This is a genomic window from Chitinophaga sp. OAE865, assembly GCF_040546735.1.
Classification (GTDB): Bacteria; Bacteroidota; Bacteroidia; order Chitinophagales; family Chitinophagaceae; genus Chitinophaga; species Chitinophaga polysaccharea_A.
This window is the reverse complement of record NZ_JBEPOF010000001.1, coordinates 2,858,093-2,874,563: the sequence shown is the minus strand read 5'-3', so window position 1 is coordinate 2,874,563 and position 16,471 is coordinate 2,858,093. Positions and strand designations below refer to the sequence as shown.

15 protein-coding genes and 1 tRNA gene are annotated in these 16,471 nt (G+C 47.3%); 5 read left to right on the top strand and 11 right to left on the bottom strand.

Annotation, left to right across the window (positions count from 1 at the left end; translation table 11 throughout):
- Positions 1-25 precede the first annotated feature (25 nt).
- From ABIE50_RS11740 to ABIE50_RS11715, 6 genes are all read right to left on the bottom strand, one after another.
- Positions 26-1,618: a SusD/RagB family nutrient-binding outer membrane lipoprotein gene (locus tag ABIE50_RS11740; protein ID WP_354027977.1), complete on the bottom strand. Its 1,593-nt coding sequence runs from the start codon at positions 1,616-1,618 to the stop codon at positions 26-28.
- Positions 1,619-1,635: 17 nt separating this feature from the next.
- A complete protein-coding gene (locus ABIE50_RS11735; RefSeq protein ID WP_209861418.1) occupies positions 1,636-5,223 on the bottom strand; it encodes a SusC/RagA family TonB-linked outer membrane protein in 3,588 nt (1,195 codons plus the stop codon).
- A 204-nt stretch (positions 5,224-5,427) separates the two neighbouring features.
- Positions 5,428-6,390, bottom strand: a complete 963-nt coding sequence (locus tag ABIE50_RS11730; RefSeq protein WP_209861420.1) for a FecR family protein — start codon at positions 6,388-6,390, stop codon at positions 5,428-5,430.
- A 93-nt stretch (positions 6,391-6,483) separates the two neighbouring features.
- Complete coding sequence (locus ABIE50_RS11725; RefSeq protein WP_209861422.1) at positions 6,484-7,077, bottom strand: RNA polymerase sigma-70 factor; 594 nt, start codon at positions 7,075-7,077, stop codon at positions 6,484-6,486.
- Positions 7,078-7,382: 305 nt separating this feature from the next.
- A complete protein-coding gene (locus ABIE50_RS11720) occupies positions 7,383-7,724 on the bottom strand; it encodes a hypothetical protein (RefSeq protein WP_209861424.1) in 342 nt (113 codons plus the stop codon).
- Positions 7,725-7,888: 164 nt separating this feature from the next.
- Positions 7,889-8,302: a DoxX family protein gene (locus ABIE50_RS11715; RefSeq protein ID WP_142683076.1), complete on the bottom strand. Its 414-nt coding sequence runs from the start codon at positions 8,300-8,302 to the stop codon at positions 7,889-7,891.
- A 136-nt stretch (positions 8,303-8,438) separates the two neighbouring features.
- Here ABIE50_RS11715 and ABIE50_RS11710 point away from each other — a divergent pair, with 136 nt between their 5' ends.
- Positions 8,439-10,346 (top strand): AAA domain-containing protein, encoded by a 1,908-nt coding sequence (locus ABIE50_RS11710; protein ID WP_209861426.1) that lies wholly within the window; start codon positions 8,439-8,441, stop codon positions 10,344-10,346.
- Here ABIE50_RS11710 and ABIE50_RS11705 read toward each other — a convergent pair.
- Positions 10,333-11,256, bottom strand: coding sequence for an alpha/beta fold hydrolase (locus tag ABIE50_RS11705; protein WP_209861428.1), 924 nt, complete (start codon positions 11,254-11,256; stop codon positions 10,333-10,335). The two genes, ABIE50_RS11710 and ABIE50_RS11705, sit on opposite strands and share 14 nt — an antisense overlap.
- Positions 11,257-11,450: 194 nt before the next feature.
- Between ABIE50_RS11705 and ABIE50_RS11700 the strand changes: the two genes are divergently transcribed.
- Positions 11,451-11,900 (top strand): KTSC domain-containing protein, encoded by a 450-nt coding sequence (locus ABIE50_RS11700; RefSeq protein ID WP_209861430.1) that lies wholly within the window; start codon positions 11,451-11,453, stop codon positions 11,898-11,900.
- A gap of 80 nt (positions 11,901-11,980) precedes the next feature.
- Here the strand turns inward: ABIE50_RS11700 and ABIE50_RS11695 are convergent, their stop codons facing one another.
- From ABIE50_RS11695 to ABIE50_RS11685, 3 genes are read right to left on the bottom strand one after another with little or no spacing between them, the layout of a single operon-like run.
- Positions 11,981-12,346, bottom strand: a complete 366-nt coding sequence (locus tag ABIE50_RS11695; protein ID WP_209861440.1) for a SnoaL-like domain-containing protein — start codon at positions 12,344-12,346, stop codon at positions 11,981-11,983.
- Between the two features lie 11 nt (positions 12,347-12,357).
- The gene (locus ABIE50_RS11690; RefSeq protein WP_142683080.1) at positions 12,358-12,684 is read right to left on the bottom strand and encodes an ArsR/SmtB family transcription factor; all 327 of its coding nucleotides are present in this window, start codon (positions 12,682-12,684) and stop codon (positions 12,358-12,360) included.
- A complete protein-coding gene (locus tag ABIE50_RS11685; RefSeq protein ID WP_209861442.1) occupies positions 12,665-13,117 on the bottom strand; it encodes an SRPBCC family protein in 453 nt (150 codons plus the stop codon). Before ABIE50_RS11685 ends, ABIE50_RS11690 begins: the two co-directional genes overlap by 20 nt.
- Before the next feature lie 342 nt (positions 13,118-13,459).
- Here ABIE50_RS11685 and ABIE50_RS11680 point away from each other — a divergent pair, with 342 nt between their 5' ends.
- From ABIE50_RS11680 to ABIE50_RS11670, 3 genes are all read left to right on the top strand, one after another.
- A complete protein-coding gene (locus ABIE50_RS11680) occupies positions 13,460-13,861 on the top strand; it encodes a hypothetical protein (protein ID WP_209861444.1) in 402 nt (133 codons plus the stop codon).
- A gap of 192 nt (positions 13,862-14,053) precedes the next feature.
- Positions 14,054-15,013 carry a DUF5996 family protein gene (locus ABIE50_RS11675; protein WP_209861445.1) on the top strand — a complete coding sequence of 320 codons (960 nt, stop codon included), beginning with the start codon at positions 14,054-14,056 and terminating at the stop codon, positions 15,011-15,013.
- Positions 15,014-15,079: 66 nt separating this feature from the next.
- A tRNA-Leu gene (locus tag ABIE50_RS11670) sits at positions 15,080-15,163 on the top strand.
- A 680-nt stretch (positions 15,164-15,843) separates the two neighbouring features.
- Here the strand turns inward: ABIE50_RS11670 and ABIE50_RS11665 are convergent.
- Positions 15,844-16,251, bottom strand: coding sequence for a hypothetical protein (locus tag ABIE50_RS11665; protein ID WP_209861447.1), 408 nt, complete (start codon positions 16,249-16,251; stop codon positions 15,844-15,846).
- Between the last annotated feature and the right edge of the window lie 220 nt (positions 16,252-16,471).

Below are 16,471 nucleotides of genomic sequence, written 5' to 3'. Positions count from 1 at the left end.
ATTTTAGTCCCCGTAATTATTTTCCTTATTTATCCCAGAACACCGGTGTTGTTTGCTGTGCCACCTGCAGGCGGCTGGCATTATCGCCCAGGCTGGTGTTGGCCGTAAGCTCCGTTTCAGAATAGTACAGGCGCAGCGGGAAAGTATTGAGCGGCGACAACGGCGTGCGCAGAACAGGTAATCCCGTACGGCGGTAATCGTTATACGCTTCCATACCGTTACCATACTGTGCGATGTATTTCTGTGTCATTACCAGTTCCAGTTTTCCCGCATTCGTAGCCGCATCATATTTTACCAGCAGATCATCAGTAAAACCGGTGATGGTAGCAGCAGGCAAAGGAATGCCTCCGTTGGCTGCCGCGTAAGTGCTCAGGCTGTTCAGATGGGCGGTAATACCATCCTTAAAAGCCTGCCGGGCGTCGTCGCCGGTATTAAGTGTAAGGGCCGCTTCCGCACGGATGAACTTCACCATCGCATTGGTGATCATGGGCATGATGCCTGCGCCGGTGCCATCGGTGGGGCCTACCACTTTAAGGGCGCCGGTGGCGCTGGTATTAGTGAGATATTTATTGCCCGCAGGTATGTTGTTCACCGGCGCATTGTCGTACAATCCACCAGCGGGATAGATCCCGAAAGTAGAGCGCCGGTTCAGATCGGCGGGAGCAGCTGTACCATCACCGGGGTTACGGCCGTAGTAGCCATTGCTGTTAGCCGAGTTGTTTAACCCTGCAGTAGCATTTTGCCGCATGATATAATAACGGAGCCTGGGATCATCGTTGTTAAACAAAAGATCGATGAGCGACTGGCTCATATAAAACGTTTTGCTGCCCTGGTATTCCGAGCGGTGCCAGGGATGCCTGTTGTTGGGATTCTGACCGGGGCCGAACCGGAATGTAAAATCCGTTGCGTTGGTATTGATCAGCGCCACAGGATCGGCAATCAGCGCTTTAATAGCGGTGGCCGACCGTTCCGGGTTCACCAGGCGGATCTGGTTGTAGAGCTTTAATTTCAGGGAGCCTGCCATCATAAGCCAGGAACTTTTAAGCCCGCCGTATAACAGGTCCGACGACGCAGGTACCAACGTAGCAGCAGAAACCCTGGCAGCATCAGCAGCTGCTTCATCGATCATCTTCAAAAGATCCTCATAAATATCTGCACCTTTTTCAAACGGAGGGCTTACGGTTTCCTGGCCTTTCTGTGATTGTGAGTAAGGGATATCGCCCCACATATCTACCATCAGGCTTACGAGGTATGCTTTCTCCAGTTTGGCGATAGCTACATATCCCCATTGTTCCTGGGTCGTGCCTGATCTTATCACTGATTCAATATCATTCAGCGTTTGTGTATAAAAGCCATCCCAGGAATCGTTGAAGCTGGTGCCCTGCTGCTGCAGCCTGCTCAGGCCGGAGGAGAAAACGGTGTACTGCATGAACGTGGCGGTGCCGCTGTTCAGCTGGTACATGTTGGCCGCCATAGATACTTCGGTAGCAGGCAGCAATAAAGACAACTGTGCCGTGGTGGGATTGTTGGGATCTGTATTGATATCTACAAATTTCTTACAGCCGGTTACCAGCAGCACACCTGCCAGCGCGATTATAACATTTTTCAGTGCCATCATCATATCAGGTTTTATGATCAGAAAGAACATTTCAGGTTTACGCCAAAGCGGCGGGTAGTAGGAACTGCAAGGTTATCATATCCCTGTGAGTTGCCCACGCCCAGCGAGCTTACTTCCGGATCGAAATTGGTATACTTCGGGAAGTTGGGAGCGCTATACCAGAGGTTACGGCCGGTAACAGAAATGAAGGCGGAACCGAAGGGCGTTTTACCCAAAAAGCTTTTTGGCAGCTCGTATCCCAGTGCAATTTCACGCAGGCGGAACACGGTGGCATCAAATACGGATCCCTCGTTGATTCCACCGTTGCCAGGCCCCATGCTTCCGCTGAAAAAATGATCTTCAAAAGACAGCGCCACATTATTCGGGATCTTGTTGCCCTTATCGTCGAGCAGTGGCGTTTGTGTATTAATATCTCCCAAAACACCCGGCGACACGATGGTGAATTCACGGTTCTCCATGTCGCGCGTAACGCCGCGCGACAGCATTTCAGCAACCGTGCGCGAGTATAGTTGCCCGCCTTGTTTCCAGTCGAACAGGATATTCAATGAAAAGCTACGGAAGCGGAACGTGTTGGTAATGCCCACCATAAAATCGGGATTAGGATTACCGATGGCTTTAAGTGCGCCGGAGATGAGCGGTTTACCCGTGTTGGGATCTATCAGCACATTCCCTTCGTCGTCGCGTGCATAGGCCGTTCCCTGGATAAGCCCATAGGGTTGTCCTACCACATGCACGCTGCTGGTGCCGTTGGTGCCGCCGTAACTGAAGCGCTCGTACCCGCCAAGATCGCGGATAATGTTCCGGTTGCGCGTGAAGTTGGCAGAGATGTCCCAGTTGAGCCCATTATTGGATTGCAGGGGCGCCGCATTCAGTCCTATTTCCACGCCTTTATTGGTGGCTTCACCGAGGTTGAGTATCTGGGTGGTATAACCGGATGAAGGCGCTGCTGTTACCTCGAAGATCTGTGAGGTACTTTTCTTATTATACCAGGTAAAGTCAACGCCTATACGATTATGAAAGAACTGCAGCTCTGTACCCAGTTCCAGTTCCGTAATGAACTCCGGTTTCAGGTTGGCGTTGGTGAGCAGGTTGGCCTGGGTTACTACGTTATACACACTACCGCCCTGTGGCGTGAAGGGCAATCCTACATTGGCCGGTGTAGTGGTGGCGCCGAGAACAGGATTGATCTGGTAAAAATTCTGTGTCTGGTAAGGCGAAGCTTCATTACCTACTTTGGTATAACCGGCCCTAACTTTACCGAAGTTAAGTATTTCCTTGGGCAGATGCAGCGCTTCTGTGAACACCAGTGATCCGTTTACCCCGCCGTAGAAATAACTCCTGTTATTAGCCGGCAGCGTAGAGGAAATATCATTACGTCCTACAAAGTTGAGGGAGGCAAAATTTTTATAATCAAAGGTGATATCTGTAAAGAAAGCGTAGTAGCGCTGTTTCAGGATGTTCCTGTTATTGATAAGTTGTATCGGCGTTACAGAGCTGGTGTTGTTCATGTCTATAAGATCGGCTACAATGATATTGTCGCCATAAAATGCTTTCCTGTCTGTTAGCCGCTGGTTCACGTTATTACCGAGAATAGCGCGCAGGGATATATCTGATGTAAGAGGTTTGGTGGCGGTTACCAGCAGGGTGTTATCCAGTTCCTGGCGGTAAATATTATCTGATGTGATGCTTCCGTTGGGATAAGAGGAACTGCCTTTTCCACGCACGCTCATGCGCCTGTCGGTATAAGCGTTGAAGCCGATGGTGTTCTGCACATTCAGCCATGGAAGCGGATCAAATCCCAGTACCAGGTTACCGTAATACCTGTCTACATCACTTGTAGACGGGCTGTGCTTTACAGACCAGTAAGGGTTGTCCACTCCCGTATAGTCGTATACGTTACTACCGTCTATCGGGTTCTCGTATGGATAGCTGGTGAGGTCGTAGCTGGTAGGTACGTACATGAGGGTAGACATGATAGAACCGGTAAGCCCTCCTACCGGCGGTGTTTTTTGCCGGGTGGTAACATAGTTGATAGCGCCGCTGGCGTAGAACTTATTTTCCAGCCGGATGTTCCCACCGATATTAACAGAGGTGCGGCTGATTTCATTGCCGGGCACCACTCCTTTATTTTTGGTATTGGAGAAGCCAGCGTTAAAATTACCTTTCTCACTGCCTGAGGAAATAGTGATGGCATTCTCATACACGCTGCCCTGTCTGAAAAAGTTCTTTACATTTTCTTTTGCGTACGATTTATACGGCACCTGGATAGGCGTTACACCATCGGCCTCATAGAACTGCGGGAACACTGCCGAAGAAAACTGCCGGGTGAGCTGATGCGGTATGGTAGCGCGTGTAGGCAGGATACTTTTCACTCCTTCAAAGGGCTGGCCCCAGGAAGCGTATACCCCCTGACGGTAGTCGTTGTTGGTACCCTGTCCGTATTTGGTCTGATACTCGGGCAGGCCGGATACCTGTTCCACTGAGTAGCCCGTGTTGTAAGTAATTTCTGTGCCTTTGCGGCTTTTCTTTTTACCGGCTTTGGTGGTGATAATGATAGCGCCGTTAGCCGCTCTTGATCCATACAAAGCTGCGGCAGCAGCGCCTTTCAGCACTGTCATGGTTTGAATATTATTCGGATCAAGATCAAATGCGCGGTTGGTAACACCTGCGCCGCCTACCGTAGCAGCGCCCACGTTGGCGAAGCTGGAGTTGTCGAAGGGAACGCCATCTACCACAAACAAGGGTTGGTTGTTTCCATTGAGCGAGGAGTTACCGCGGATGGTGATATTGGTACCGCCTCCTGCCACGCCGCCGGCCGACTGGATATTCACACCCGCCACTTTACCGGTGAGGGCCCTTACCGGGTCCGGTTCTGATTTCTGGGCTACTTTATCAGAGGTAACAGTGCTTACTGAATAACCCAGGCTGTTCTTCTGGCGGGCAATCCCTGCGGCGGTTACCACGAAATCCTGCAATTGTTTTACGGCGGCCTTCAGTCGTACGATGCCTGCATCAGATGCTTTTACTTCCGTGATAGTATAGCCTATAGCGGTGATCACGAGGGTAGCGCCTTCTTTCACCTTAAGGGAAAAGGTACCGTCGCCCGCGGAGGTAACGCCGTTGGCAGTTCCTTTCTCCATGATGGTAGCACCGGGAAAGGGATCGCCTGTTTCACCCAGTATTTTTCCTTTCACTATGATATCTGCCGGAAGGATAGCGGTAAGGTCTGTGCCGGCAGCACGTTTTGCATTGGCGTCATTTTCTGTAAGGATAATATAATCATCGTTCACTACAAACCCGATTTCGAGGCCACCGAGCAGGCGCCCTAACACTTTACCGAGCGCTTCCTGGTCGGCTTTTGCGGATACTTTCCGGTCGAGCGCGATATGACTGGAGCTATATACAAATTTTACTTCCGCCTTGCTGTGGATCTGGTTAAGCACCCCTTTCAGGCTCATATCATCTGCCTGCAGTGATATTTTCCTGTCGAGCACTCCCTGTGCGTGCCCTGGCACACCATAAATCAACAGGCCGGCTGCCAGGTTAACCGTTGTTATTTTTTTGCATTTGGACAGGAAGGCATTTGTTTTTAGATTTATGAGCATAGACCTTGTACTTTGTTAGATTTCGGAAAGAATTAGACAAAGGAATTCCCTTACCGCGCTGTCACGCGGTGATAAGCAGGGCTATTCATCATAAGCTGGCGGGGCTGTCACCCCGCTGGCTTTTTAATTGGAATTGATGTTAGCCATCATGTTGATCGTTTGCATCTGACTTGATTTGATTGTGGTTGATAACAAGTTCATTTTTCACTTTTTTTGTTTGAGTAAAATAGTTTTCCCTTTGATCCCGAAGTCCAGGTTGAGCGCCTGGCTGATCATCTCCATCGTGTGTTGTAAAGACTGGTCAGTAAAATCTGCCGTGATTAGATTTGAGTTGATCACTGCATCCTGCAGTTGTATGTTTACTTCAAATTTATCTTCTATCCGTTTCAGGACCTGTTGCATAGTGGCATCATTGAATGCCATATCATACTCTGTGCCTTTTGTGATATCGTTGAAAGGCAATGCCCCTTCTTCTTTTTTCCGTATAGCCGTAGCCGTTGATGAGTAAACAGCCTGTTGCTCCGGATACAATACTACTTGCGCCGACTGTGGTGCGCTGAGTGCAATTTTCCCGGTGAGCAGGGTTACCTGTGTTTCCTTCCCTGTTTCCCGTATGTTGAAACTGGTGCCCAGCACGGTGGTAGTAAGTGTTCCGCACTTCACCAGAAAAGGATGCTGCGGATCTTTTGCAATTTCAAAAAGGGCTTCCCCCTGTAATACCACTTCACGGTTACCGGCCCCAAAACCTGCGGGGAATACCAGTTTGCTGTTTCCTTTAAGCCATACGATCGAGCCGTCGGACAGGATATGTTTCTTTGGGCTGCCAGGCGTGCTTTGCAGCGATACCAGGCGATGAGGCGCCACCACATCCAGCATTGGCTTTCTGAACAGCGCGCCCGCTACCGCAATACCTGCAATACATGCGGCGGCCTTCCAGTAGCGGAACCTGTTCTTTATAACAACAGGCTGCCGGTGTTTATTGATACGCTGTACCAGGCGGTTGTACCCTTCCTTCCTGGCGGTTTCTTTTTCAGCTTCAGGCATGGCATCAAAAGCATGTTCATCGCCGGTTGTATCCAGCCACTGCTCCAGCTGCGCTGCTTCTGAGGGTTCCAGCGTGCCATTCAGATATTTCTCGATTAAATTTTTAAGTTCCTGGTTGTTCATCAGTTTTTCACACTTGTATTTAATCAGGCCGGGAATAGTGTCCCTATAGATAAGTACACCAGGAAAACAGTAACACCTACGTCTTAAAAAAAATTATTGCCCGATAAGCAGGAGGATAATAAACAAATGATGGCCCAACACCATCCGCAGTTGCCGGAGTGCTTTGGTGAGGTGGTTTTCCACTGTTTTATGCGAGATATTCAGCGTACTGGCAATGTCTGTAATGGAGAGATGTTCCTGGCGGCTCATCCTGAATACCTGCTGGCATTTTTCCGGCAGGCGGGATACTTCTTTCTCCATGGTGTTTTTTAGATCCGTAGCGACAATATGCTCTTCGTTGGAATTATCAGATTGTTGCCCGGGTGTTTGTGCAAAATGACTGATATAGACCTTGCGGATGCGGTCTGATTTGAGATAGTTGAGCAGCTGGTATTTTACAGCGGTGAACAGGTAGGCTGCAAGCGAATGTGTAAGCTGCAGCTCCGTATGTTTTTTCCAGAGGGAGAAAAATACTTCCTGGATGATTTCTTCCGCTACTTCCTTACTTTTTAACCTGTTGTAAACATATCCGTATAAGCGGGGCCAGTATTCATTGTAAATGGCCTCATAAGCACCCATATCACCTTCTTTCAATAAGGCTAATATGGCAGGTTCATCTGATTGATTATATTTTTTTATTATATTCAATATTTTCGCTTATTCAGATGTTATAAACATAAACAAACAAAAAAAATATCAATTATCATAATAATAAACCGATTATTTATGTTCCAACGCTTAAATAAAACGATTTTCTATGGATAAGGCATTCAGTAGCATGATAAAAATAGCAACCTTGTTACTTTAGCCATTCCATACAACCGGCAGGATCTGCAATGGACCATGAATGGGGATGCCTGGTGCCATCGGGCGGGTCAGCAAAAACATGGGGCGGGTTAAAAGGATGCGTTTCCTGAATGCATGTATGCATTGCATTTTCACCGGCTATTCTTCTAGCGCGACATAAAATAACCCAGCAGCGCTATAGCCGTAATACTGGCTATATCATTCCAGCGGAAAGCGGGTGTTGCTTCCCAGTTATGCGTTACCGTATGCCGGTGCTGAGATAGATATGTTCCGTATGTGGAGCTCCTGCCGCCGGTGCTGTCGCTTACAGTTTGCAGGTACTGGCGCCATTGCCAAGGCCTCACGAGGGAATCTGTATGGATGACGGGAAGCGGCGCCGCCTGTTTCCTCCCGGGGCTGTTACTGTGCTGTGCCTGTACGGCAAAAGTGGTAACTGCAGCCAAACAGGCAGTAAGCAAATGTTTTTTGAGTTTAACTTGTAATTCCATGATGATCGTTCTTCTATATGGTGGACGCATGGCATCTGCTGTTCCCCTATGTGCCGGCCATCTTTTTTTGAAACACTTTTCCGGCAGGCAAAAAGCCCTTGTACCGCAAGGCAATACAAAGGCTTTTTCATTTTATATAGCGATACTTATTGAGGTACTATCAGTTAAGCCCGCTGGCTTTGTACCGGGAAAACTGCCCGCAGCGCCGGGATACGCAGGAAAAGGCTTACCCAAACCAGGATACCGAATACCACCGGAAAATAGTAAGGCTCATTGATCCTTGACATGATAGCCACGGCACCGCCAAGATAGCAGCTGATCAATATTGCGCCCAGCACCGCCGTGCGCGGGATAGCGTATAAAATGGTGGCGATCAGCAGCACGAAGCCAATGCCCTGCACCTGTTCTGCAGGCCAGCCCAGCTTTACGCTGCCTTCCATAGAATAAATATTTTTGATGACTTTCATAATGGCATCAACCAGGAGAAAAAGTACACATAGGATGGTGATGACCCAGCCGGTAACATTGGCGGCTTTAGAAGGATTTTTTGTGCTCATATAAAGTGTTTGCGCTTCCATATACAGTATTTTTTTGTTTTTTATTTTGATTGATTAACGATACAAACTTACCGGGATTTATGCTTATTGCTACTGGTCGAATACGACATTCTTCATGGTTGATTGCGACAATTCGGGAACAACTTACCTTTGCGCCATGGATTATTTCAAAAAGCAGCTTGAATTACTGAAAACAGAGCGGGAAGAGGACCAGCGATCGTATAAAGAAATGACAGCATCCACGTCTGTGGCAGACCGTAGGGCTAATGGCCTCACCTGGTACCCGATTGCCATCAGGGGATCAGAAATGAGCCGGGGCGATTACCTCACCGTGGAAGTGGAGCGCACCACTCACCAGGACCTGCCGCATCAACTGCGCTTTGGAGCTGCCGCTACTTTATTTTCCAATCACGATCCCAAGCAGGACCATCTTGACGGCACCATTACCTACCAGGGCGGCAACCGGCTGAAAATCACCCTGCGAACCGATGAGCTGCCGGAATGGGCCAGCGATGGCAAGCTGGGCATCGACCTGCTTTTTGATGACAACAGCTACGATGAAATGCAAAACGCCCTTAAACAGGCGGATGCCCTGCAGGATAAAGCCCAGGAAGGAAGATTGATACAAGTGCTCACCGGTCAGAAAAAACCCGCATTCCACCCTGATATTACCCCTTATGTAAATCCTTCTCTGAATGCCTCACAGCAATCGGCTGTCAATAAAATATTATCGGCCGGCGACCTGGCTATTGTGCATGGCCCACCGGGAACGGGAAAAACCACTACGCTTGTGCAGGCCGTAAAAGCTTTGGTCAAACAGGACGGGCAACAAATACTGGTGGTAGCGCCCAGCAATGCAGCAGTGGACCTGCTCAGCGAAAAGCTATCAGACGAAGGGCTGAACGTATTGCGGGTAGGTAACCCCGCGCGCGTATCGGAGCGGCTTACAGCGCTTACGCTCGATAGTAAAATATCTGAACATTCCAGTATCAAAGAAATCAAACGCCTGAAAAAACAGGCCAATGAATTCCGCGATATGGCTCATAAATACAAACGCAATTTTGGTAAAGCCGAAAGGGAACAACGCAAAGCCCTGTTCGACGAGGCCCGCAAAATCATGAAAGAAGTGGGCAATACAGAGCAGTATATCATTGACGACCTGGTTTCCAAAGCACAGGTGATCACGGCCACCCTGGTTGGCGCCAATCACTATACCGTAAAAAACCTGAAGTACCACACCGTAGTGATAGATGAGGCGGGGCAGGCGCTGGAACCTGCCTGCTGGATCCCCATCCTGAAAGCGCAGAAGGTGATCCTGGCCGGTGACCATTGCCAGCTGCCGCCTACCATTAAATCAGATGAAGCGGCCCGCAAAGGCCTTAGCACCACCCTGCTGGAAAAATGTACCGCCCTGCACCCGGAGAGCGTAACGCTGCTGGAAGAACAGTACCGCATGCACACCACTATCATGGGATATTCTTCCAATATCTTTTATGAAGATAAATTAAAGGCGCATGCCTCTGTTGCCGGGCACCTGTTGTTTTCCGGCGACAGCCCCCTCAGCTTTATAGATACCGCCGGCTGCGGTTTTGATGAGCAGGCGGATGGCACCAGCACCACCAACCCGGAGGAAGCTGTTTTCGTTTTCAAGCATCTTACCCAGCTGGTTACCGCACTGGAAGCGCATTACCAACCGAACAACTTTCCTTCGGTTGCGGTTATATCTCCCTACAAACAACAAATACAACTGCTAAAAGAACAACTGCAGCACTCACCCTTGCTGCAACCCTATGCTGGCAGGATTTCCGTGAACACCATTGACAGTTTCCAGGGACAGGAACGCGATATTGTGTATATCAGCATGACACGCAGCAATACGGAAAATAAAATCGGCTTTTTATCAGATATCCGGCGGATGAACGTAGCTATGACCAGGGCGCGCAAAAAACTGGTGGTGATAGGCGACAGCGGCACGCTTTCCCAGCTGGCATTCTATGCCGGCTTTATCAGCTATGCAGAAGGCGAAAATGCCTACCAGAGTGCCTGGGAGCTTATGGATTTATAACGGCGGCAGTCATTACTTTTTCCAACACCTGGTTAAATGCGGCGGGTTGTTCAAACATTGGGAAATGCCCTGCAGACTGGATCCAGTGCAATTGTATATCCGGCCGGATGATCTTCAGCTCATAGGTATAAAAGGCCAGCGGGTCCTGGCGGCTGCCGATTACGGTAATGGGGCCTTTATATCGCGGCAGGTTTTTGCTGAGATCAAAATGTACCCGCTGAAGGTCTGTTACCATCAGGGTTTGCATACGGACATTGGGTTTAGCTATATAAATTTTCGCCATGAGGCTGTCGATATCCGCCTTGTTGTAAATGTATGCCAGTCGCACTGTACGGTTAAACAACGCACTGTCCTTCCCATCCGCCTTGCCTGCTTCGATCTTCCTATTCAGCGTTTCCATCGTTTCCAGATCGGATACGCCCAGTCTTGCCCGCAAGTTGTTCATGTGCGTAGTCATAAAATCGGCCGAAAACTTATAATAGCCCGGGTTGGCGAGCACCAGCGCCTTTACTTTTTCCGGGTGGGCTGCCGCAAAGCTCATGGCCAGCATAGCCCCCCAGGAGTGACCGTAAATAACCACCCTGGAGATGCCTTCCTTTTGCAGTAGTCGCTGAATGTCGGCCACGGCTTCCTTCAGGTTGATAGTGGTAGAATCGAACGGCACGGGGATAGACAAGCCTGTGCCCCGCTGTTCCGGCAGAATAGCGCGGTAGTGCTTTCCCAGCTCAATGGCCACTTCTTCCTGTTGCAGACAGGAGTTGCCCGGACCGCCTGATAGCACGATCACAGGGGTACCTTTCCCATATGTATGATAATACAGCCAGCCATTAGGGTATTTCAATGAATCCAGTTGCTGGCAGTGGCCGGGTAAACAATACAGCAACGTGGTTAACAATAGCAATAATCTCATAAGACGGTTTTTCGAAGCAGTAAAATAGGTGATTTTACGCATATAAGACGTGCATACCGCTCAAACCCTCTGCCAGTAAGGTTAAATAAATCATTGCCACTCACTTAAAAATGTGTAACTTTGCGCGCTTTCGGGTAAGATAAATGGTAGCCTGTTCATAATGATCAGCCTGTTTATTTTTGAATAAATACATTATGAGTAAAATAGCTGATTACAGGAAGTTATTGGGCGTTACCAAAACTACTGAAGTAAAAGAATTAAAATCCATTTACAGGAACTTTATGAAGGAGTGGCATCCTGATAAATTTGAAGGCCTGGCAGAAGAACAGAAACTGGAAGCGGAAGCTAAAAGTAAAGAGCTGATAGAAGCCTATCACTTTTTAGTGAGCATTGCGCCCGAAACCATTGCTGCCGCTTTACCCGATTATACCGCTACCATTTCGGCTTCTACCCTTGTGGATTTTTCCTACCAGAAACAAACGCTCCAGCTTCAGTTCGAAGACGGCAGCAGCTATGAATACTTCGATGTTCCCAAAACCCTGTATACTAAACTGATCAACTCTGATACGCCCGGGCGTTTTTGCCGCAGGCATATTTACCATGAGTTTGTGTATCGTAAAGTGAGCAAGGCGGTAGAAGTGTAACGCAATTAAGAATTACCGGTTCCGGAAACATGAGGCTTCCCGGAACCGGTAACATATAAAAATCATCCTGCTGAAATTCCCTAATAAAAAAACTGCTCCAGCACAATCTGCCCGTCTTTCACTTCATACAACATGATCTGATCAATTTTCACCCGTCCCCAACCTTCCACTGTAAGATCTGTAACGCGGCCTACAGAAAAATAATTGCCGCCTACAACAGGTTGGGTGGTGTAAGCATGGTGTACTTCTGTAATTCTTTTCACAAAGTCCTCCCCTTTTTTACGAACAGCTGCTTTGCCTTCCGCATACCCGAAATACGGGGAGTGCGGGGGATCTACGCTTCTTACGTTATCAGCAAAAAACTCATCCTGGATATCAAACCATTTTTCCTGCCGTGCGAGCTCATCGAACCGGGCGGCTATCTCATGGGTAGTTAATGTTGCCATGGTATACTAATTTATTTTTTTGAGATTTTGTTATTCAGGAGCATTTCCAGTGTTTTCAGTTTCGATGCCCAGAATTTATCAAAGTGGGAGATCCATTCCTGTAATTCTTTGAACCCGTCCTGTTTCAGTGTACAATACCGTTCCCGGCCAATGTCATGGATAGAAATAAAGCCCGCGGAATGCAGTATTTTAATATGTTTTGACACTGCAGGGCGGCTCATGTCAAAATTTTCTGCCAGGCTGTTAATAGTCAGACTGTCTTTTGAAAGCAGGCCTAACATTTTTCTTCTGCTTGGGTCGGCAATTACCTGGAATACATCAAGTATTGGTTGTGTCATGATTTGCAGCGTTTATGAGTTCAGCCACTTTGTGCAGTTTCTTGATCCAGCCATCTGTCATTCCGTTGTAGATAGGCAGGTTTTCCGGCATAGAAAAACCACTGTGCTCCAGGAAGAGTTCCGTGCCGTCATCTTTGGCCTGTAGTTTCCATACCACCATGGAATCAAGTGTAAACTTTCCATCTCCGGGTCCTCCTTTCCAGGAGTAAGATAATTTTTTGAGAGGAACAATTTCCAATACACGACAATGGAAAATGCCGTCTAAATTGAGGTTGGGTATTGGGTTTGTCTGGAACCGGAAATCATATCCGAGAATAGGCTGAAAATCATTCTTCATCAGCCATTGCGCCATCAGTTCAGGTGTTGTGAGGTACGACCAAACTGCTTCAGGTGGATGGGCAAAGAAAAATGTATGCCTGATAGTGTTTGCCATAATATGTAACTTTTAAGTTACCCAAATGTATATGTAACTTTTGAGTTACCCAAATATTTCTTTATCATTTTAGTTTTTTTGGGGGAGATACAGTTACAAAGCCATTACGGGTGCGGAAAAAATATTCCTGCATTTGATCATCTTTCTATAAAAAACAGGTGATGGAAAAACTGAACAGTGATGAATTAATTACCCTCGCGGAAAAGACCAGGGATGCAGCAGGCGCCTACAAACCCATTCAGCTGTAGAGCACTCTCACTTAACAATAAAATTTTATTGCATCCCGCCATAAAGTTCTAACTTAAATACTCATTTGAAAACCTAACAAATAAATTTTAACCCATGAGAAAAGCAATCGTTTTAAGCGCTCTATCCGCGCTGTTCTTTCTTCAGAGTAATGCTACCCCAACAGCTCCAGGCAACAACATCAGTAATGAAGCCCTAAACAAAGTGCAAACGGAATATAATGTGCGCATACAACTGGTAGACATTTACGGTGCGCCGGTTACAGGCGGCACAGGTTTACGTGGTTACTGGGCGAAAAATGTAGCAACAGGTGTTTATTACTATCCAGGCGGGCAGGAAAATGAAGACAAATTTGAAAGTCTTCCGGCAGGTACTTACACTTTTGGCGCTTATCCCGGCAACTGGGAAGGAGCTGTGTCCAGCACGGTTACCCTTAGCAGCGGCGATGTGGGGCCTGATGGTTATATTGTTGTAACCTTAACTTATTGGGTAGAGTAATTCAGCCCGTTTAGTATAAAAAAAGGTGATGCGTCTTACGATCCGTCACCTTTTTTTATCACTTTTTGCGATCCTGAAAATACCCCGTGTTATCTGTTAAGATAAGGCGCTTTGAAAAAGTTCCCGGAACATTCTGTTATCCTGTTTGTTATTTTTTTCCTGGAAACTATTTTCATCCTTCAACTATTGACTATGCAAACAACCGCGCAGCTAACAGACAAATGGCCTGTAATAAATTATGATGACTGGAAAGATACCCTGGCCACCGTTCATCTGTGGACCCAGATAGTGGGTAAGATACGGCTCCGGAAAATGCCCTGGCTGAATCACTCCTGGCATGTTACACTGTATGTAAGCCCCGATGGGCTTAGCACCGGCACTGTACCTTATCAGCATGGTATTTTCCAGATCGATTTTAACTTCATGCAGCACCAGCTGCTGATCAGCACCAGCACCGGCAGAAAAGAAGCGGTGGAATTGCGCCCCAGAAGTGTGGCCGACTTTTACCAGGCACTCTTTGAAAAATTAAAGGCCCTGGATATTGATGTGAGTATTTATACCCTGCCCAGCGAAATAGCGGACGCCATTCCATTTGAAAAGGATGAAATACACCGGTCGTATGATGCGCAGAAAATGGAAGATTTCTGGCAGGCACTGGTGAAGATCCATAATGTTTTTACCAGGTTCAGGACCCGCTTCACCGGGAAATGCAGCCCTGTGCATTTTTTCTGGGGCGCCTTTGATTTGGCGGTCACCAGGTTTTCCGGCAGGGATGCGCCACCTCACCAGGGCGAAGCGCCCAATATGCCGGCAGCAGTTATGCAGGAAGCGTATTCAAAGGAAGTAAGCTCCTGCGGGTTCTGGCCGGGCAGCGAGCAATACCCCCATGCAGTATTTTATGCTTACTGTTATCCTGTTACGCCCACCTTTTCTGAGCAGGCGGTTCAACCTGCCGGTGCTTTTTACAGCCAAGAGATGGGGGAATTTATGCTGCCTTACGAGGTGGTGCAACAATCGCCGGACCCGGAGGAGACGTTGCTTGCGTTTATGCAGTCTACCTACGAAGCAGCCGCCAATACAGGGCATTGGGACCGGGCTTCCCTCGAATGCGACTTATCGCATTTGGAAAATGCCTACGGGTGTTTCAAATAATTACTAAAAAAATTTGGTAAAATATTTTAGCTGCTTATCTTTGCGCTCCCTGACACGATATCAGTTGCCCAGATGGCGAAATTGGTAGACGCACTGTGTTCAGGTCGCAGCGCCTGCAAGGGTGTGCTGGTTCGAATCCAGTTCTGGGCACATCAAATAGGTTGTAAGTCATTGATTTACAACCTATTTTGTTATTAGGCGTTTCCGCTTTATCCACATTTCCTCCGCTTGCTCCCACTATCGTTGACACAAAATTGACACACCAAATGACACACCAAATTCGAGTGCTCAGCATATTACCATTTTTGCTCAAAGCGTTGCCGGTACGGAAACTGGGCCAGGGAGCCGGAAAGTGCCCGCGCCTGGGAAAAGTGCGCTGATCAATAACAAAGAGTTCAACATTAAAACGGCGGACATGCTGAAGCAATTTGGTTTGACGTTGGCATGGGTCCAGTTTTTATGGATTTGTAGCCTTAGTTCTGCCGGGCACTATGACCATAGATAAATAACTGAATATAAGACCCGTAAGCCCGTGTCGTATAATTGCCTTTAACTCCCGGAAATCTCCTATATATAAACTATAATCATTGTGTCCCAGGATTATTCCAATAACACCTCCGATAATCGTCCCTAACAACAATAACCTTAGATTATTCTTTAAAAAGAAATTAGTACGTACCAATATATGGTAGATGATCAATCCAATCAGATAAATCCAAAAATGTCCTAAAAACATGATCCAATACGCAATTATAAACCTGGGCTGTTCAATAGCATAATTGAAATTCAATAACAGGTCCAGTACATACGAAAGCACGCTACTAATCAAACTAATACAAAGGAAAAGCAATATATTTCCAATAATCTTCCCGCCTGTACCCGATTTTATTTGCATCCGATTTTTTGTTAAAGATTTCTTTAGAGATATTATCCTCAATAACATCTTTGATAAGTTTATAGTTCGGTCTGGAAATTGTTGGTGGAACAACCTGAGCGGCGCCGCCATTTTCAGCAATTTTAGCAGCCATCTTCTCTCGCAAACTAGTCCATAATTGATCTGCATTCGAGAATCCAATATTGGTAACTCTATTTATCAAATCTGAGATACCGAAAGTTACCCGATCTACCCCATTATATAAAAGTATAACCTCCGTCAGGGTCCGTGGTAACTCCCCATCTTCGATTACACTAACCGGGTGTTCAAGATCCTTAGGAGTATAATTGTTGCCATAGTGCATCTGTCAGTCCTAAATTCTGTAACAACGACAGTGCCATCATCAGTCATATTTATATGCATCATTGCGCCCATAGGATTACTTGAATTCCATAGCTCCTCGTCATCAACTGTGTCGTATCGATAGGGTTTAAAGCTAGCTATATTTGTATTGATATAACGATCTATATCACTTCTGAACATTGCCAGTAATTCAGGTGCTGTTACTTGTCTTCCATTGATAG